Source organism: Bacillota bacterium (genome assembly GCA_013178415.1).
GTDB lineage: Bacteria > Bacillota > SHA-98 > Ch115 > Ch115 > Ch115.
On sequence record JABLXA010000004.1, the window covers coordinates 106,074 to 124,831 of the forward strand.

13 protein-coding genes and 1 other annotated feature are annotated in these 18,758 nt (G+C 52.3%); of the genes, 5 read left to right on the plus strand and 8 right to left on the minus strand.

Annotation, left to right across the window (positions count from 1 at the left end):
• Window positions 1-96: 96 nt before the first annotated feature.
• From trpC to HPY52_04665, 7 genes are all read right to left on the minus strand, one after another.
• Entirely contained in the window at window positions 97-918 is an 822-nt protein-coding gene (gene trpC, locus HPY52_04635) for an indole-3-glycerol phosphate synthase TrpC (GenBank protein ID NPV79550.1), read from the minus strand.
• Window positions 919-1,050: 132 nt separating this feature from the next.
• On the minus strand, window positions 1,051-2,100 hold the full coding sequence (trpD, locus tag HPY52_04640) for an anthranilate phosphoribosyltransferase (protein NPV79551.1): 1,050 nt from the start codon (window positions 2,098-2,100) through the stop codon (window positions 1,051-1,053).
• The gene (locus HPY52_04645) at window positions 2,097-2,717 is read right to left on the minus strand and encodes an aminodeoxychorismate/anthranilate synthase component II (GenBank protein NPV79552.1); all 621 of its coding nucleotides are present in this window, start codon (window positions 2,715-2,717) and stop codon (window positions 2,097-2,099) included. The genes trpD and HPY52_04645 overlap by 4 nt, the downstream gene beginning before the upstream one ends.
• On the minus strand, window positions 2,698-3,918 hold the full coding sequence (locus HPY52_04650) for an anthranilate synthase component I family protein (GenBank protein ID NPV79553.1): 1,221 nt from the start codon (window positions 3,916-3,918) through the stop codon (window positions 2,698-2,700). Before HPY52_04650 ends, HPY52_04645 begins: the two co-directional genes overlap by 20 nt.
• Window positions 3,919-4,523: 605 nt before the next feature.
• Window positions 4,524-4,888 (minus strand) — a binding site (T-box leader).
• A 156-nt stretch (window positions 4,889-5,044) separates the two neighbouring features.
• Window positions 5,045-5,398, minus strand: a complete 354-nt coding sequence (locus HPY52_04655) for a type II toxin-antitoxin system PemK/MazF family toxin (protein ID NPV79554.1) — start codon at window positions 5,396-5,398, stop codon at window positions 5,045-5,047.
• Entirely contained in the window at window positions 5,392-5,640 is a 249-nt protein-coding gene (locus HPY52_04660; GenBank protein ID NPV79555.1) for a toxin-antitoxin system protein, read from the minus strand. The genes HPY52_04655 and HPY52_04660 overlap by 7 nt, the downstream gene beginning before the upstream one ends.
• Before the next feature lie 154 nt (window positions 5,641-5,794).
• Window positions 5,795-7,681: a family 20 glycosylhydrolase gene (locus HPY52_04665; GenBank protein ID NPV79556.1), complete on the minus strand. Its 1,887-nt coding sequence runs from the start codon at window positions 7,679-7,681 to the stop codon at window positions 5,795-5,797.
• A gap of 671 nt (window positions 7,682-8,352) precedes the next feature.
• Between HPY52_04665 and HPY52_04670 the strand changes: the two genes are divergently transcribed.
• The 5 genes from HPY52_04670 (at window position 8,353) to HPY52_04690 (ending at window position 16,383) form a co-directional block, all read left to right on the plus strand.
• Complete coding sequence (locus tag HPY52_04670; protein ID NPV79557.1) at window positions 8,353-11,241, plus strand: cation-translocating P-type ATPase; 2,889 nt, start codon at window positions 8,353-8,355, stop codon at window positions 11,239-11,241.
• Between the two features lie 468 nt (window positions 11,242-11,709).
• Window positions 11,710-12,798, plus strand: coding sequence for a M42 family metallopeptidase (locus tag HPY52_04675; protein ID NPV79558.1), 1,089 nt, complete (start codon window positions 11,710-11,712; stop codon window positions 12,796-12,798).
• Window positions 12,789-13,820, plus strand: a complete 1,032-nt coding sequence (locus HPY52_04680) for a M42 family metallopeptidase (protein ID NPV79559.1) — start codon at window positions 12,789-12,791, stop codon at window positions 13,818-13,820. Before HPY52_04675 ends, HPY52_04680 begins: the two co-directional genes overlap by 10 nt.
• Window positions 13,817-14,818 carry a M42 family metallopeptidase gene (locus HPY52_04685; protein NPV79560.1) on the plus strand — a complete coding sequence of 334 codons (1,002 nt, stop codon included), beginning with the start codon at window positions 13,817-13,819 and terminating at the stop codon, window positions 14,816-14,818. The genes HPY52_04680 and HPY52_04685 overlap by 4 nt, the downstream gene beginning before the upstream one ends.
• Window positions 14,819-14,946: 128 nt before the next feature.
• Entirely contained in the window at window positions 14,947-16,383 is a 1,437-nt protein-coding gene (locus tag HPY52_04690) for a L,D-transpeptidase family protein (protein NPV79561.1), read from the plus strand.
• Between the two features lie 157 nt (window positions 16,384-16,540).
• Here the strand turns inward: HPY52_04690 and HPY52_04695 are convergent, their stop codons facing one another.
• Window positions 16,541-17,752 (minus strand): S-layer homology domain-containing protein, encoded by a 1,212-nt coding sequence (locus HPY52_04695; GenBank protein NPV79562.1) that lies wholly within the window; start codon window positions 17,750-17,752, stop codon window positions 16,541-16,543.
• Window positions 17,753-18,758 lie beyond the last annotated feature (1,006 nt).

Genomic DNA, 18,758 nt, shown 5'->3' on the forward strand with positions numbered 1-18,758 from the left:
TCTACCCCCAAAATAGTAGCGCCCTCTTTGTGGGAGTTTATTCCATCTGATGGCGCTGCGACAGCAGCATGGGGGGTTACATGAAAAATCGTCGCTTCATCCCTGAGCAATAATTCTTTGATCTATAACTCCGGCATTGCCTCCGGCGACCAGTTCCCTTGTTTTGGCAACGATATCAGGACTCGTTACCAGGGCTTCTCCTACGAGGGCGGCATGAACTCCCAATTCCCTCAACACCTTCATATCATGACCGCACTTTATGCCGCTTTCAGATACGATGGTCGCCCCCGGCGGGACCATGGGCATGAGTTCCATTGTGGTGGAGATGTCAGTATGAAAGGTCCTGAGGTTTCTGTTGTTTATCCCTATGAGTCCGGCGCCGGCTGATATCGCTCTTGCAAGCTCATCCTGGTTATGTACTTCCACAAGGGCGGTCATACCGAGCTGGTGACTGAGTTCCAGAAGCTCGTTGAGCGATCTGTCATCAAGGATGGCCGCGATCAGGAGAATTGCGTCAGCGCCAAGAGCCCTAGCCTCGTAGACTTGATATGGATCTATGAAGAAATCTTTGCAGAGCAGGGGAAGCGATGACTTTTGGCGGAGTTCCTGCAGGGTTGCCGTGCTGCCCAGGAAGAAATCAGGCTCAGTGAGCACCGACAATGCTGAAGCTCCACCCTCCTCATAAGCCCCCGCGATAGCCATGGGATCAAAGTTTTCCCGCATTTTTCCCTTGACAGGTGAGGCGGGCTTGATCTCGGCGATCAAGGAAACCCGGCCTTTGTGCCTCAGGGAGGCCTTAAAATCCCGTGCGGGAGGAGCACTTCTTGCCACGCGCTCCATTATTTCCTCAAGCGAGACATGGCTTTTCTTCTCTTCAATGCGTACTTTACGCTTTTTTACAATATCATCCAGTATCAACGATGCTTGCGGCGGCAGCAGCAGCTGTTGCGCCGCCGCTCCCTCCTTCCAGAGATGCTGTGACTTCAGGCGCATCCCCGGCGGCAGCTGGGGAAAACCTGATGATAATGGCTGGCCGCCGGGAGGTTCCGCCTAGCTTGCCAGAGCCAATGTGGTCTCAACCAAGGCGTCCAGTGTCGCAAGGGCCTTCCGCGAGTCGATTGACTCTGCCGCAAGCCTTACTCCGTCCTTTAGATCCCTTACAGCCCCCGCCGCAAGGAGAGCTGCCGCGGCATTGAGTAATACCACATCACGCCTTGGGCCCTTTTCGCCTGAAAGGATCGACCTTGTTATCATCGCGTTTTCCTCAGGCGTGCTCCCGGCTACATCCTCTGGCTTCCCAAGGGCGAACCCCAGGTCTTGCGGGTGGACTTGGTAATTCCTTATTATCCCATCTTCTACCTCAGTCACCTGAGTCGGCCCAGTTATCGAGAATTCATCCACTCCTCCATGCCCATGCACAACCAGGGATCTTTTCGTGCCCAAAGCTGATAATACTTGTGCCAGGATGGGGGTGAGCTCCGGTTGGTATACGCCTACGACCTGAGCTTTTGTGAATGCTGGATTCGTTAGGGGACCCAAGATATTGAATATCGTCCTGACCCCCAGATCCTTGCGAACCTTTGCGGCGTTTCTCATGGATGGATGGAAGCGAGGCGCGAACAGGAATGCAATTCCTACAGTATCAAGGCACCTTTCTACCTCCGCAGGGCCAAGATCCACCTTCACGCCGAGCGCCTCAAGAACATCGGCGCTGCCGCATCGACTGGATACCGAACGATTGCCGTGTTTCGCCACCGGAACCCCGGCCCCGGCGACTACGAAGGCGGCTGTAGTGGAGATGTTGAAAGTAGACTTGCCATCCCCTCCTGTGCCGCATGTGTCAACCAGAAGTGAATATCGTGATTTTACAGGAGTTGCTAGGTCTCTCATGGCCCGGGCGCAACCTTCGATTTCATGGGGCGTTTCACCTTTTGCCCTCAAGGCTATCAAAAAACCTGCTGTTTGCACTTCGCTGACCTGGCCGGTCATGATAGAGATCATGGCCTGATATGCCTGCTCCGGCATAAGATTTTCACGGCTCAATATCCTTCCGATCAACTCCTTGAAGAAAGGACCGGTTTCATGTGCCACTGTTGTCATTGTTTGGTAACCTCCTGTCTCGGCCTTCCGGCTCTTTTCTCTTGTATCTCTTCTACAAGGCTCTTGAAATTGCTCAAGATCGTCTTTCCGTCACGTGTGAGCGCTGATTCCGGATGGAACTGAACTCCAAAGACTGGATAGACGGAATGGGCTATAGCCATGATTAGACCATCCGAGGTCTGAGCTATGACATTCAGGCATTTTGGCATAGATTCTCTTCTTACGATAAGGGAATGGTACCTGGTGGCTGAGAATGGATTTGGCACACCATGGAACAGCGGATGTCCCTCATGGTATATGGAAGATACTTTGCCATGCATGAGCATGGGCGCCTGGATGATCTTGCCCCCGTAAGCGGCGGCGATGGCTTGGTGGCCCAAACATACCCCCAGAATGGGTATCCTGGCCCCAAATTCGTCGATCGTTGGAAGCGAGATCCCAGACTGCTCGGGCCTTCCAGGCCCCGGGGAGATGACTATCGCCTCAGGAGCCATGTCGTATATGTCGGATATGGTTATTGCGTCGTTCCTGACCACTTTCACATCGAGGTCAAGCTCTTCAAGATATTGGGCTAGATTGTAAGTAAAGGAATCGTAATTATCGAGCAGCAGCCACAAAGTCGCATTCCTCCCTTCCTCTCGCCAGCTTCATGGCTCTGAATATGGCACGGGCCTTATGCTGGCTTTCCAGGAATTCACGCTCGGGCACCGAATCGGCCACTATTCCGGCGCCCGCCTGCACATGGGCCTGGCCGTTTGCCGTCACTAGGGTGCGAATCGCGATGGCCATGTCCATATTGCCATTGAAGCCAAAGTAGCCTACAGCTCCTGCGTAAATCCCGCGGGCAACAGGCTCTAGCTCGTCGATTATCTCCATTGCCCTCACCTTGGGAGCGCCACTTACGGTGCCTGCAGGGAAACATGCGGCTAGCACGTCAAAAGCGTCATACCCGTCTCGCAATTTCCCCCGCACAGTAGAGACGATGTGCATCACATCGCTATAGCATTGAATCTCCATGAATGTGGGGACAGTGACAGTGCCTGGAGCGGCGACGCGCCCTATGTCATTTCTGGCAAGATCTACGAGCATAACATGTTCAGCGCGCTCCTTTTCATCAGAAAGAAGATCCTGCGCTAGTCTCTTATCTTCGGATTCACTATGCCCGCGCGGGCGTGTCCCGGCGATCGGTCGTGTTTCCACAATGCCATTTTCCGCGCGCACCAGCGTCTCAGGAGAGGAACCGATGACTTGCAGACATCCGAAGTCCAGGTAATAAAGGTATGGGGATGGGTTTAGACTTCTCAGAGCTCGATAGACTTCAAAGGGTTCAACATCTAGCGGGCATGTAACCCGGCGGGATAAGACTACCTGGAAGATGTCCCCCTTCTCAATGTACGATTTGGCGATTTCTACGGCACGACAGAACTGTGCTTCATCAAGGCTTGCGGTCTCGCAGTTTTGCTCATCTCTTGGAAGTTGTGGCACATCTGCGCCCTGCGTCTTAGCTGCGTGTCGCACCTTACCTGCGGATTGCGCTGCGCCTGCGGATTGCGTTACATCTGCGTATTGCGCTGGACCTGCGGATTCCTTCCTTCCTGGAGACTGCGCGGGATTGAATTCACCCCCGGGAATGAATCGCGGCGAAGTGAGACCATCATCCAGTGGACGGGCCAGTATTGATGCGATGCGCTCCACCTGTTCATGACATCTGGACCTGGCCGCCTTCACATCGACCTCATCGAGGCCGAAAGATATAATGGTGATGGTATGTCTCAAATGGTCGAAGATCACCACCACATCAGTGATGACAAAGAGCATTTCAGGCAGACCTAAGGCATCAGGGGGGCGCGATGGGAGCCTTTCTATGTATCGTACGACATCATATGAGAGATAACCAACAGCCCCGCCGGTGAATCTCGGGGCATCAGATGCCTGGAGCCCGGCAATGCGATAGCCGCCCATGATCTGGCTTAGAGCCTGGAGAGGAGACCTGGCGTCAAGCCGCGTCCTGGACCAGAGAGTTGACATGTCCCAGGGCCACGATGATGCCGCGCATGGCGACTCGGCAAGAGCCAGCCCGCGATGCCCAGAGGATCTATCGTCGCCCTTTAGAGGATGTGGGGATGGGCCCTTTCTATAGAGGAAAATCCCCTCGTTGCTGGATGATACTATCACTCTAGGACCCACGCCGAGGAACGAATACCTTCCCGAGCCCCTGGGATCCTCAGCGCTTTCCAGGAGGTAACAGGCCCCCTCAGCCTTCAGCTTTTGAAATGCGCTCGTAGGGGTTTCATAATCGGCCAAGAATCTACGTTGAACTGTCACTATTTCCATTGGGGTTTCCTCCCTGTATTACCCTTTACAGGATGCTCTGCTTTGTTTGACCGCGAGAGACCATATCTACATAACAAAAAACCCGCCCCACATGGGACGGGAGTATTCCGCGGTGCCACCCAATTTGAGGATCAATATCCTCATATCCTCAGCCACACCATCATGAAACAAAAAACCTTTCATCCCAACTGGGACGAAAGGTAAACTTCCGTGGTGCCACCCAACTAGAGGATACAATCCTCCACTCGTCATAAGGTACAGGCAGTGAGGCTATATTTCTGCCGATACCCTCTCCTGTTAACGGCGGAGAAATCCGTTGAATCCTACCGGCGCTATCGCCCTCAGATCCACCCTCAGGGGCCCATTCACCATCCGCGTCCTGACCGGACTCACACCAGGCGCCGGCTCTCTTGCAGGCGGCAGGGTGGCTACTTCTCCCCATCACCGGTTTATCTAGCCATATGCCGTATGTTTGAAATCTAATATATCAGGGCGAGCGCGCGGTGTCAATAGCCTTTTTCGAATCTTCGCATCTGCCCATCAATGGCCGCCGTAAGCCTCCAGGCCCTGGCCCGAGAGGATAAGACGGGCTTCTTTGATGTCTCGATCCCTACCTTAACCCTAAAAGAATGCGAAGTCTATATTCTACTGCCGCCATAGTGGATGGAGATACTGCGCCTAGTCGCGCTGTGAGCCTTTCCTTCGCCATAGATCGGATATCTTCACATTTTACAAAGCTCTTTTCCTTCAGGCCCCCTTCTGGAGGGTTGACCTCAACGTGGAAAGGGATGTCCTTTTTTCTTGTGGTTATTGGCAAGACAACGACAAGCTCCGCCGGACCATAATTGAAAGGATCTACAGAGACAACGAGGCCCGGCCTCTTGCCTGCCTGCTCGTGACCTCGAGCAGGATCTAGGTCAACGAGCCATATATCGCCCCGGGAAGGCTCAGGCATGACTACCATCTCTCCAGTCCGTCGGTTGAGGCAATATCCCATGCCTTGCGTTCCTCAATCTCAGCCTTCCAAGCTTCCGAATCTTCCTTTAGCGCAGCAAAAGCCCTGTTAGCTTCTTCCAGGAAGCATTTGGTCCTATACTCCTCAATCGCCTTATCAAGAAGGGATTGCATTGATTCCCCAGTGCGAGTTGCAAGCTCTTTGAGGGCCTTCCAGGTTTCATAATTGATTCTGACTGTTGTGCCCGGCACAAAAATACCCTCCTTGTCTTGCGAATTCTACAATTTAGTATACCAAATAGTATACTCCAATGTCAATGGTCTCTGCCGGAAATCCGATCCCCTTATACCGCGCAACCTTCTTCTGTCGTACAGCTTTTTTTTGCGCGCCGCCGTCCCGCCGGTATCAGGATAATTTCCGATAAGCGGCGTAAAGCTTGTTCAAGTTCCTGAGGCTCACGTCCTCCAGTCCGCCGACGCGATTGCGCGCAAGCCAGAGCTCTCGATGTTCGTCAATGATCTCTGCGAGATCCAAAGATAGCTCCCTCATCTTGCGCCTGACTTCGGGGGTCGGGCCCCCATGCTCTGAGGAGAGATGAAGCTTTATCTTGCCCAGTTTGCATGCATGAAGGAGCAACCTCGCTGCATTATAGAATTCTCGTCTTATGATATCTGCATCCTTGCACAACGGCTGGCTGTTTCTGAAAGTGTCCACTGCGCTTCTTATAGCCGCCACGGCCGCATCGAATCCCTCCGGTTCGATTCCTTCGACAAACCGCGTCTTGTCAAGATCCTCCATGAGAATCCTCGCCAGGACGCTGGCATTGGCTGTGGTTAGCCCGACAGCCTTGTAGACATTTCCCAGATCATAGAACGCCTTGCCAGAAAGTCCAGTATCATCCTGGAAAGCGAAGCGCGAGAGGGCCTTTGCGACATCCAGGTCCTTATTGTTTTCGTAATTCCAGGATACAGCAGCGCCGTAAAGGAAGCCGAGATAGCTGACCGGCTGGTAATTGATATGCCCATTATCTCCCCAATCAGTATTCAGATATCCCATAGCCCCATGTTTTTTCCCATTCTCCGCGGCATTTCTCAGATTTCCCAGGGCGTTTTCAGTGCGCCCTCCAATTGTGTTCCATGCAGACGTTCCGGGACAAACATAGAAGGGGAGGCCAGATTTGGCGAATTTCTCGCCATGCGCATCGAAAGGATGTCCGGCCTCATATCCCCATTCGAGGGCGATGACATCCTTCGGAAGCTCTGGGATAAGCTCTGGCGCTTCCATTATGATATCGCCCCAGAACATCATTATGCGATTATGCTTTACCACCAGTTCATGGATTTTCATCAGGAAGTCGAAATATACCCGATGCTTGCCTTTGGATTCAACCAGTGCTTTGCTCCTCCCTTGTCCCAACTCAAATGTTTCATCACAGCCAACATTGAACTGCTTGCTTGAGAAATAGGGAAGGAATTCGTCATACAAGCTGTCTAGGAATTCTAGACTATCGGGAACCGCGGGGCTCAATGAGAATGGCTCATCGTGCCTGCCTCCCCATGGGGTATCAAAACCCTCAGGGCATTCGGCCATGTGAATGTATTCTGGATGTTTGAGCCATGGGGTGAGGTGAGCGAAGGAGTTCTGGTTCGGTACCAATTCAATGAACCTTTCCTTGCAGAATGCATCCAGCGCGAGTATTTCTTCGCCGGTGAAGGGAGAGGCTCCGCGCCAGGGAATCGGATGCCGGAGGTATTCAAAGGTGTGTTCAGTGTATAGCTGGATCTGGTTTATCTTCAGATCCGCGAACCAGTCAACCAAGGCGAACAATGTATCCATCTTGGGGACCTTGCCCCTGCTTATATCCAGCATGACTCCGCGATTGGGGAAATCTGGCTCATCGGAAATATCGAGGCATGGCAGAGTGGCTTTGAATTGCATGAGAAGTTGCTTCAATGTTGCAACTCCATAGAAGATTCCTTCCGGTAGATTTGATATTATGGCTATTTCTTCGGGTTTGATAGCCAATCTGTAGCTTCCCGTTTTGCCGCAAGAGATCTCGGGATCCAGCACAAGCCTGATCCGAGGTCCATTTGCGGCCCCATAGTCGTTTATCACGATCTTGCCTGTCACGTTGGTATATTCTGATAAAGCGCATTTCAACCGGTTTGCGATAAAAAGCATCTCCTTGGATATTTCGTATGGTATCAGTATGAACGTCACAGGGCTCAGGTCTGCGGTTCCTTCTAGACGCTGGATTTTCCTGGGGAAAGGGGCCAACAAGATCTCCTCCACAGATAACACCTCCTATTTCTCTATCCGAAGCAGATTTTCTACGAAGGGACGAGGATTCCTCTTGCAATGGTGCGACAAGTTAAAGTTTTATGTGAGTGGTCACGACGTAACAACTGTTTGCAGATGGCAGATTGTCACGGCGTGACGGGTTCAGGTTGTGAACATATTATCACGGGGTGACAACTGAGGTCGGAAAGCAGATTGTTAAAATATGATAGGTTGAGATCATGGGTGGATTGTCACACAATGACAATTGTGCGCAAAGAGCAAAGTGTCATGGCGTGACAGCTTGAGGCTGCGCATGGATGGTCACAGGGTGACACTTATGTATGGGTGAATAGGTGATTACGGGATGGATTTCAGGGGTAAAATCTGCCGATATTCCAGTAAGCGCAACCTTGACTATTCACCCTAGTTTGGGTAGTCTAGGGATTGGATTCTATTTTTGCCAGATAGGATCTCCTGGCTAGCCGGGCCAATCTTTTGCCACAGGGTTTTGTTGCCACAGGGTTTTGCCCTGCTAGAGTTTATTTCGCTGAATCCCATGCCAGGCAGCAATATGGGCAGAAGTGTGGGGCGCGGAAGAATTCTGGCGACTTGGTGAATACTTTGATTGATTGGTCTAGTAACCATTCAGAGGGCCTATCTTCAAGATCAGGAGGGTGTCTTTGTTGTCAGGTGTCAGGGCTATATCAGGCATCGGCGCCGAGGTCGAACCATATGACGCAAGAGATAGGGAGCGATCTCTGGCTGAGGCGCATACAATGGAGTTTGAGGAAGTTGCGCGAATTATGGGGGTGAATCTCGAGCATGGGCTTCCCTCCGAAGAAGCTGCCAAGAGACTGGCCAGGTATGGGCCGAATGCTCTTCAGGAGGAAAAGCCCAGAAGCATCCTTGAAATGCTTTTTGAGCAGTTCAAGGATTTTTTAGTTTTGATCCTTATAGCTTCCACTTTTATTGCCGCCCTGCTCGGGGAGATCCTGGATGCCGGGGTCATTCTGGTGATAGTTATACTAAATGCCATAATGGGACTCGTGCAGGAGAGAAGGGCAGAGAGGGCTTTGAGCGCCCTTAAGAAGATGGCCGCCCCCATAGCCACAGTGATTAGGGATGGGAAAACGCTGAAGGTCCCCGCGGCGGATCTCACGCCGGGCGATGTGGTGGTGTTGCAGGCCGGTGATTTGATCCCCGCAGATATTCGTCTTTTTGAGGCAGTCAACTTGAAAGTCGACGAAGCGCCATTGACAGGGGAATCGGTGCCGGTTGAAAAAGACGCAAGGGCGTTGCTCGAGCCTAAGAGCCCGCTGGGCGATAGGATCAACATGGCGTATATGGGGACTGTAGTAACCTACGGCCGTGGCAGTGGGATTGTCACCTCCATAGGTATGGCCACTGAGATCGGCAAGATAGCAAAGCTTATTTCAACCTATGAGCAGGAAGAAACTCCTCTCCAGCGAAAACTCGGGGCCTTCGGCAAGTGGCTTGGGGTAGCCTGTCTTGCCATCTGCGCGCTGGTGTTTAGCCTTGGGCTCCTCAGGGGCGAGGCGCCTTTTGAGATGTTCATGACAGCCGTAAGCCTCGCGGTAGCCGCTATTCCAGAGGGACTGCCGGCAATAGTCACGGTGGTCCTTGCCCTGGGAGTTCAAAAGATGATAGCCAGAAATGCCATTATAAGGCGTCTCCCGGCCGTAGAAACCCTGGGGTGCGCGACTTACATATGTTCCGACAAGACTGGAACCCTTACGGAAAACAAGATGATGGTTGTTAAGGCTTATCTGGCGTCTGGGGAGGTTTTCGATGTTACAGGGAAGGGGTATGAGCCGGTCGGGGAATTTCGATTATCTCGCTCATCTGGCGGCGGGGCCGACGGCGGTGCAGTTGGTGAATCCCGCCTGCGCGAGGCTTCAGGTAATGTGGCTAACGACCAGCCGAGCCTGTCTGATGGTCAGGGAGAGCTGGCTGGTAAGCGGCGGGAATCGGTGAATCCCCTTGAGGATGAGGAGCTAAAGCTTCTTTTGACGATCGGCGCGGCCTGTAATGACGCGTCCATTCAGAAAAAAGCTGATGGCACCTATGATATTGTGGGAGATCCCACGGAGGGAGCCCTTGTGGTCTTGGCTGAAAAGGGCGGTATTTCAGTTGATCAGTTGAGGAAGAAGGCGCAAAGGCTCCAGGAGATCCCATTTGACTCACACCGCAAGCGGATGACCACGATCCACAATTATTCTGGGACCACATATGCCTTTGTGAAGGGCGCTCCGGACATCTTGCTGTCATTGTCGACTCATTATTTGACCCGTACCGGGATAGCGCGCCTAGATGACACTAAGCGACAGGATTTTGCCCGGAATCTTGAGGAAATGGCGGCATCCGGCCTCAGAACTCTGGGGATGGCTTATCGTAAACTTGATAAGGTGCCGCAAGAATTAAAACCTGAGGAGATCGAAATTGATCTGGTATTTGTCGGCGCAGTAGGAATGATGGATCCCGTAAGGCAGGATGTTGCTCCTGCCGTCAGGGTGTGCCAGCAAGCCGGTATTCGTCCAGTCATGATCACCGGTGACTATCCGCTTACAGCCAGGGCGATTGCGAAAGAGCTTGGGATGCTTGGCGAATCCGGAAGGGTGCTCTCTGGGCCAGAATTAGAGGCCATCTCCGACGATGAGTTGGATGAATTGGTGGAACAGGTGAGGGTTTATGCCAGGGTTTCACCTGAACATAAATTGAGAATAGTTGAATCTCTCAAGAGGCGAGGCCAAGTGGTAGCCATGACAGGTGACGGGGTTAATGATGCTCCGGCCCTGAGAAAGGCCGATATTGGCGTCGCCATGGGCATAACTGGCACGGATGTGGCAAAAGGCGCATCTGATATGATCCTGACTGATGACAATTTTGCCAGCATTGTTGCCGCCGTGGAGCAGGGGAGGACCATCTTTGAAAACATACGCAAGTTCATAATCTACCTTCTCTCCTGTAATATTGGGGAACTCCTGATATTTCTCATCGCGATCTTGGCCGGCCTTCCAAGGCCTCTTGTGCCGGTCCAGATCTTGATGATAAACTTGGTGACTGATGGACTTCCTGCACTGGCGCTAGGTGTTGAGCCGGCTGAGCCCGGGATCATGAACGTCCCGCCGAGGGATCCTAAGGAAGGTATACTTAATGGCCCTGTGATCGCGCGCCTGGTTTTCATTGGCGCCTTGATTGCCATCGCCACGTTAACGCCACTATTCTTTGCGGAAAGATGGGGCATCCCGGTAGAGAGGGCGCGGACCATGGCCTTTGCCACAATGGGATTTGCAGAGCTATGGCGAGCCTTGGGGAGCAGGTCGGAGAGGAGATTCGTATTTACTCTATCTCCTCTATCTAATCCACAGCTAGTGGTAGCCATTGGGCTTTCCGCGCTCCTTATCCTAATGACCATCACTATTGGCGGTCTCGCCGAATTGTTTGAGATGAGCCCATTGACTGGACATGAATGGGAGGAAATCATGCTTATGAGCCTCATTCCTCTTGCAGGTACTGAGTTGCTTAAGATAAGGTTCATGTCGAGGTCATAGACCGCCAGAACCAATGACACCAATGACTGGCATCTGACATCGGTGAAATGCCGCCGGGAGGAAACTGCCCATAGGGCGGCTATTCCCCGGCGCCGGTCTCCTCGAGCTATTTGAGTTTATTGGCGAACCAGGCGGTATGAAGATCCTCGTCGATGAGATTTGCCCAGAGGAGGTCAGATAATTCGCGGTTGTCCCCGATTTTGACTATGAGGTCTTTGTAATCGCGCATGGCCTTTTCCTCTTATAGAAGCTTTTGTATCCATGTAGGTTCCCCCTGTGTTAGATTGCCCCGGCTTGGAAACCTTATAACAGGATGGCAGGAAATCAAGAATGGTCCGCGAATTATAGCATTCGCGGGCGGAATGGCAAACCGTTCCATGGTAGGTGCTCATGTCGCCAGGGGGCGTCGTTATCAGCGGAATACAAAATCAAGGGTGAAGGGAGTGAAAAGGCGCATTTCCCCTCTCAATGAGAATTGGGAGGTGCTCTGCGCCAGACTGGGTGGAACTGAGCGAATTCTTGCGGACAATACTAACTGAAACGGGTGTTTCGGGCCATGAGTTCAAGGTTGCCGATGCCATAGATGGATTCTGGAAAGGTCTCGTAGATGAGATAAGACATGATAAGCTCGGAAACCTTATAGCCCTAAAGCGCGGTCAAGGTGGCGGCACGGCCCCGAAGATCATGTTAGCCGCCCATATGGATGAGATCGGCATGATGGTTACCATGATCGAAAAAGAAGGGGCGCTGAGGTTCGCGACGGTGGGCGGGATAGACCAACGCGTCCTGGTGGCGCAGGAAGTCATCGTACATGGCCGCCGGGATCTTCCAGGCGTAATTGGCGCTAAGCCCCCACACATCCAAGATCCCGACGAGCAGAAAAAGGCCGTTAAAATGGAGAACCTCTATATTGATGTGGGTTTGCCAAAGGATGAACTGGAAAAGCTGGTATCTGTGGGAGATTTGATCACATTTCAGCGGGAACCAGTCTTACTGAAAAATGGCTTGCTAGCAGCGAAGGCGCTTGACGACCGAGCAGGGGTCGGCATGTTGTTTGAGTGCCTCAAGCGACTTGCTTATATTAAGCATGTGGCAGATGTCTACTGCGTCGCCACGGTCCAGGAGGAAGTCGGTATCCGGGGCGCTATGGTGAGCACATATGGTGTGGCCCCTGACATAGGCATAGCCATTGATGTAGGTCATGGAGATTCGCCAAATGTGCCTGAATATTTGACTTTGGGGCTTGGCAAGGGACCGGCGATAGCGTTTGGCCCTCAGGTGCACCCGGGAATCTATGATAGACTTGTTCAAGTTGCCAAGGATGATGGAATACCATATCAAGTTGAATCATCGCCGCACCCTGGCGGCACCGACGCATGGTCTATTCAGACAACGCGGGAAGGTGTCCCTTCGGCGCTCATTTCCATCCCTCTGCGATACATGCACACTTCGGTAGAAACCGTTTCCCTGGACGACATCAAGAGGGGTGGACAATTACTGGCCTCCTTTATTGCCAGTATCGACACTTCTTTCATGGAGGGATTGAAATGGTCCTAGCGAGGCTCAGTGAATGCGCCGGGATCTCTGGCCGGGAGTCTGAGGTGCGGAATGCCATAAAGGATGAGATCAAGGACTATGTTGATGAGATTAAAGTAGATGCCCTGGGCAATTTAATTGCCATGAAAAAGGGCAGCAAGGCAAACAACAACACTCGGGTGATGCTCGCTGCCCACATGGATGAAGTGGGCCTGATGGTTACATATATCGATAAATCAGGTATGCTTCGCATTCATCCTGTTGGCTCTGTCGACCCGAGAGTGCTGGTTTCTAAGGCGGTATTCGTCGGCAAGGATAAGATTCCCGGGGTTATTGGCGCCAAGGCCATTCATTTACAGGAACGTGAGGAAAGGGAGACGCCTTTCAAATTGGACCAGTTATTGGTCGATATCGGCGCCAAAGACAAGGAAGAAGCCGAAAAACTCGTGAAACTTGGCGATGCTGTGGTGTTCGCCACGCGATACCAGCAGATTGGAAACAACAGGGCCAAGGGCAAGGCATTCGATGACCGTGTAGGATGCGCCGTCCTGGTGGAGGTTCTCAAGGAGAGGTGGGATTTCACCATTTATGGAGTGTTCACCGCCCAAGAAGAGGTGGGAGGGCGGGGGGCCACGGTGGCGGCCTATGCCATAAATCCAGACCTCGCCGTGGTCTTCGAGGGGACCACCGCATCTGATGTTCCTGAAGCTAAAGAACATGCATATTGCACCACTTTAGGCAAGGGACCGGCGCTTACCTTCATGGACAGGTCTGTGCTGGTGAAGAAGGATATAACCAGGAGGTTGCTCGAGGTCGCCGAAAAAAAGGAGATTCCCGTTCAATTTAGACGAACGACCGCAGGTGGAACTGATGCGGGCCGGATCTACCTCCAAAGGGAAGGCATTCCATCAGAGGTGGTGTCAGTTCCAACTCGATATATACATTCACCGGTCTCGGTAGTAGACCTGAGCGATGTTGACAACACGGTGAAGCTCACCAATGAATTTCTGAGGAGCATTCAAGATAGGGGGTTGCCACTTTGAAGGAATTGATTCGGAAGCTCGTGGAAACTTATGGGCCTTCTGGTTCAGAGGAACGGATCAGGGATACCATTAAGAGTGAGATAGAGGGATTAGTAGATGAGGTGAGGGTGGATCCACTCGGCAATTTAATCGCGCATAAAACAGGTTCAGGTGCCAGGGTCTTGATAGCCGCCCACATGGACGAGATCGGGGTCATCGTGACTTTCATCGATGACAACGGCTTCTTGAGGTTTTCCAATGTTGGCGGTGTGAGGCCGCATGTCCTGTTAGGCTCAAGGGTGATCTTCAAGAACGGAACCATCGGCACCTTTGGAACGGAGAGATTAGATGACATCAAGGACCTCAGGTTTGACAAAATGTTCATCGATATCGGCGCCAAGGATCGGAAGAGCGCTGAGGCAAAGGTTAGCATCGGAGATACTGCTGGCTATCACCGTGAGTTCACTGACTTGGGTGATAGGCTCCTGTCGAAATCTATGGACGACAGGATCGGATGTGCCGTAGCCGTCGAGGCGATGCGCCGTCTCAAAGGCGTCAAGCTGCCCAATGATGTCTATTTCGCCTTTACCGCCCAGGAAGAGGTGGGGGCCCGCGGGGCAAGGACTGTTGCATATGGCGTTTCCCCTGATATGGGCATCGCCCTCGACGTGACCGGGACCGGGGATACCCCTGAATCTTTGAAGATGGCTGTCAAGCTTGGGGGAGGCGCAGCCATAAAGGCCATGGATCGTTCGATCATGGTCCATCCAAAAGTGAAGGATTTCCTCGTGGATGTGGCGAAGCAGGCGAACATCCCTTATCAGATTGAGATACTGGAGTATGGCGGGACAGACGCAGGTTCGATACATACCACCAAAGAAGGCGTCCCAAGTGGCGTCATCTCGATACCCGCAAGGTATATACACACGCCAAATGAGATTGTGGACTATCAGGATGTTGAAAATTCTGTGAAGCTGCTGGTGGAAGCGCTGAAGAGGCCTGTGGAAAAGGTCCTATGAATTGGCTAGATCCGCTTTGCGGCTCTAGCGGAGCGTCATGAATGGTGAGTCATACACGCCGGGATCCCTGCATATAGGTAACCTGTAACTTCGAGACAGGAGTGGGGATTCCGGTGTTTCCTTATTCTATGAGACCTATGACTATCCGATTTCTCGCCGTTCGATTTGCGGCTATTCAGCTTCTTTTGGTCATACTTCTTATGGTTCTTGTCCCTTGCTTTTTGATGCCCTGCCAAGTCTGTGCAGAGACAGGATCACCCTATGACTTTGACACGGACCCCGGGCCCAAGATAATCATAAACATACCGGCATACAGACTTTATTTCTATCGCCAGAACCAGCTTGTGAAGGATTACCCTATTGCAGTGGGCAAGACGGTTTCCAAGACTATGCTGGGGGAATATACAATCGTCCGGAAGGCAAAGAACCCCACATGGTACCCGCCCGATGGTTCGCCCCCGGTTCCTCCCGGACCCAATAATCCGGTGGGGTCCAGGTGGCTTGGCCTGAACAAAAGCGGTTATGGCATCCATGGGACGAATGCGCCATCATCAATTGGCAAAGCTGTATCATTGGGCTGTATCAGGATGTATGAAGAAGATGTCAAGGAACTCTATGATATAGCCCCAATTGGCACGAGGGTGAAGTTCATATATGAGACAATAGTGGTGACAACAGATCCCATGCTCAAGGAGACATATATAACCGTCTTTCCAGATATCTACCAGATGGGGACGAATACTCTCACTCAAGCTTTGAACGCCATAAAGGCGTTGTCCGGCTGGATCAATTTGGAGCCCGATGAATTCATCTTGTCTAACCTCTTGAAACAAGCATCGGGGAAGCCATCTGTGTTTCCGAAGCGGGTAGAAATCGCGATCAACGGGTTGAAGCTCAAATCTACAGGATTTCAGCAGAGAGGAGAACCGATGCTGCCGGTGGCGGATCTTTTGGCTATGTCCAAAGCCATCGGCGTTTCAAAAATCGCCGGCGCCTCGAAAATCACCGGTGCCCTGAAAATTCCCGAGGCCCCTAAACAGCCAGGTGGCTCAGGGGAAGCATCTATCCCGACAAGTGGAGGAATAGCGCTGGCTCAGGAACCCGCCGGGGGAGACGCCGGCAAGAAGGCGCAGGAAGGGGCTCTGCCAGCGCAGGTAGCATCTCTCTACGGGAGGTCATATATTCCTCTGAAAGCGTGTGCCAAACTCCCTGGTTTCGCCGGCGCTACCTATAAGATGGAACGACAGGGATCAAAGGTTGTGGTTTATCTGGATCTACCCGCGAATTTGCCGGTGAATCCGCCTGAAAATCCTCATGCGGCTGCTGGCGCTGGGCCTCCGCAGGGAACCGGCGCTCAGCCACCGGCGTCTATCATGGGGCCAAAACCGGAAGATAAATCGGGACTACAAAATAAGCCAGAGTTGCAGGATGAGCCGAGGCTACAGAATGAGCCAGAACTGCAGGATGAACCAGGACTGCAGAATAAATCAGAACCGCAGGGTGCGCTGGAACCGCAGAGTGTATTGGAACCGGGGGTATTGGAACCGGAGAGTGAAATGGAATAGTGAAATGGAATCAGGGCAGGCCTCGGACTCAAACCCAGACTCAGACCCGGACTTGGGCCCGAAACCATACCCTGATTTGGAGGGGTGACTTCAAGAAGTAGCGCCACATATTAGCCTTAAGTCCTATATAGATCCTGGAGATTCATCTCCCCAGGTCCTACATATTCAGGAATTTCGAGAGCAAGAGCCCTGCGAGCTCAATTTCTCCATAAGTCTTAGCCTTTTGCCAATCCTTGCTCATTACCGCTGTTACAAGGTCAGTAGAGACTCCCAACTCCTGGGAGAGCGCGCTTGCCAGCCTCTCTTTGGCCAAAGTGCCTAGGTGAGTCCAATCCTGATTCAAGAGGCTCTCGGCCTCCTCCGCTGTCAGACCGTAGGACAGCAGCCTATCTTCCAGAGCTGGTTTGAGATCATCCCTCACGGAATTCCAGCGACCCTCTGCAAGGGCTTTGACCTGCTGCGGTGTCAGAGCCCCCTTTGATATGGCGCTCACCTTGTTCATCAGGTCCTCCCTTGTGACGATCCCTTTGGCAGAGATGAACTTAGGCTCACCATATGCGGTGGCGACGATGTTGACGTCATCCCCCTTGCGCAAGTTATCAAGATCTGCCGCCACGGAATTCCGGAATATCTCAGTATCAGGACCGAGACTCATGGTTTCCTCGCGCCCGCCCAGCAGCTTCACGGTGACCGTCCGGTACATAGAATCAAAATCCGAAAGCTTTCCGTCGCTGATCTTGAGGTCGGTGATTGACTTGACCATCGACGCTACTTCTGCCCGGGTGGCGGGGATAGCTGGTTGGAACACCGCGCCAAAGTGAACCGGGATCACTTCCAGCCTGTTTAGGATCTCGATTGGCTCGAATGCCCAGTGCCCAGGAGCTACATCAGAAAAGGAAGGTTGCCATGGGGTCCTGGGCTGCAATTTTCCGGCGAGGTTGATGCACCTGGCGAGGGCCACGGCGGCTTCTGCTCTGGTGACCACCCTAGATGGTCCGAAATTCCCGCCTGGATAGCCCGACATGATGCCTCTATCATCCACTGCAGCAATATAACCCCTTGCCCAGCTATCCTTTTTTACATCCTTGAAGCGAGGTTCGCCGGAAGGCCTTATGGCAAAGGCACGCGCGATAACCTTGGCAAATTCCGCCCGGGTTATATTTGCTTCCGGCCTGAATAACCCATCAGGATAGCCCCCGATGATTCCTTCTGATGCAAGGGATTCTATGGCATCTCTTGCCCAGCTATATTCAGTGTCTTTAAAACCCTTACTAGCGGCTGGGACAACCGACGTGAACATAAAGACAAAAACTGTGGAAAGCGCTGCGATCATAAGTTTGTGATACCTTGCTGAGAAAAAAAACTTCATGGTGAAAGATTACCTCCCGTTTCGGCGCTATTAGTCTTTTTCTACAGATAGCCAAATATCTCCTTTATGTAATGTGTGGTTGGCATGGTTCGTGCTAGTTAGAATGGCAACTGAAGGGTAGTCTTCCACGAGACCTGAGGAATCTGGATGCGATGATTTCAAGGACGCTGCAAGGCCTGATTTCTAGATCACGAAAATTGAGCATCTCAGATCGGTTTCATGCTGGGCAGGGAGTTCGGGGTAGTCCCCCATGCCGCCATGGCAGCATGGAAGTCTATCCAAAAGTATGGGCTGGCGAAAATTCCATCACTTTCTGGGCAAACATGGCGAAATCCTCGCCAGCTCAAATCAGGGGTGGCGTGTTTTTAGGCAGGATCTGTGTGAAGATGGCGAGGATTTCGGCAGCCTCCTCTCAGAGGTGGCGAAATAGTCGTCAGGTCGGGGCGATTCTGGGAGATCTTGGGTAGATTTTACCTACAGGTGGCTGAAATCTCGTCAGGTCTTGTCGAGAGGTGGCGGCAATGCCGCCAGTCTTCGTTCCCGGATGGCGAAATCTTCGCCACCTCATGTCCAAATTGGAAGATTCAAGGAGGTGATTATCCAGTATAATACAGTTTATGGTATATATTGGGCCAGGGTGACGATATTTCGATCAGGCTGAAGGCAAGACTGGCGATATTCTGGCCAGGATGAGGGCAGAGCTGGCGATGGTTTCGCCATTTGCCAGTCTGCGTTCAGGGGTGACGCCATATTCGTCATCTATCTCGATGTTTTTAAACTAGCTTCTGTGATAATCTTGTCGCACCAGGCGGCTAGCAGCGCGGCGCAAAGAAATATTTTACTAGTGAATTCATCTTCTCGGTCACAAAGAAGTTATGCGCCCAGAATCGCCTGGGACCCAGAATCGGCTGCGGCCTAGAATTGCCCCGGGCTCGGAATTGCCGTTGGCCCAGAATTGCCCTGGCATTGGACGCGATGCTATGGATTTGGTATAGTAAATACAGGT

Bases quoted from the DNA above. Each gene is read 5' to 3' on its own strand.
- HPY52_04695 (NPV79562.1), bottom strand. From the start codon at position 17,752: ATGAAGTTTTTTTTCTCAGCAAGGTATCACAAACTTATGATCGCAGCG.
- HPY52_04690 (NPV79561.1), top strand. From the start codon at position 14,947: ATGAGACCTATGACTATCCGATTTCTCGCCGTTCGATTTGCGGCTATT.
- HPY52_04655 (NPV79554.1), bottom strand. From the start codon at position 5,398: ATGGTAGTCATGCCTGAGCCTTCCCGGGGCGATATATGGCTCGTTGAC.
- trpD (NPV79551.1), bottom strand. From the start codon at position 2,100: ATGACAACAGTGGCACATGAAACCGGTCCTTTCTTCAAGGAGTTGATC.
- HPY52_04650 (NPV79553.1), bottom strand. From the start codon at position 3,918: ATGCTCTTTGTCATCACTGATGTGGTGGTGATCTTCGACCATTTGAGA.
- HPY52_04675 (NPV79558.1), top strand. From the start codon at position 11,710: ATGAGAATTGGGAGGTGCTCTGCGCCAGACTGGGTGGAACTGAGCGAA.
- HPY52_04680 (NPV79559.1), top strand. From the start codon at position 12,789: ATGGTCCTAGCGAGGCTCAGTGAATGCGCCGGGATCTCTGGCCGGGAG.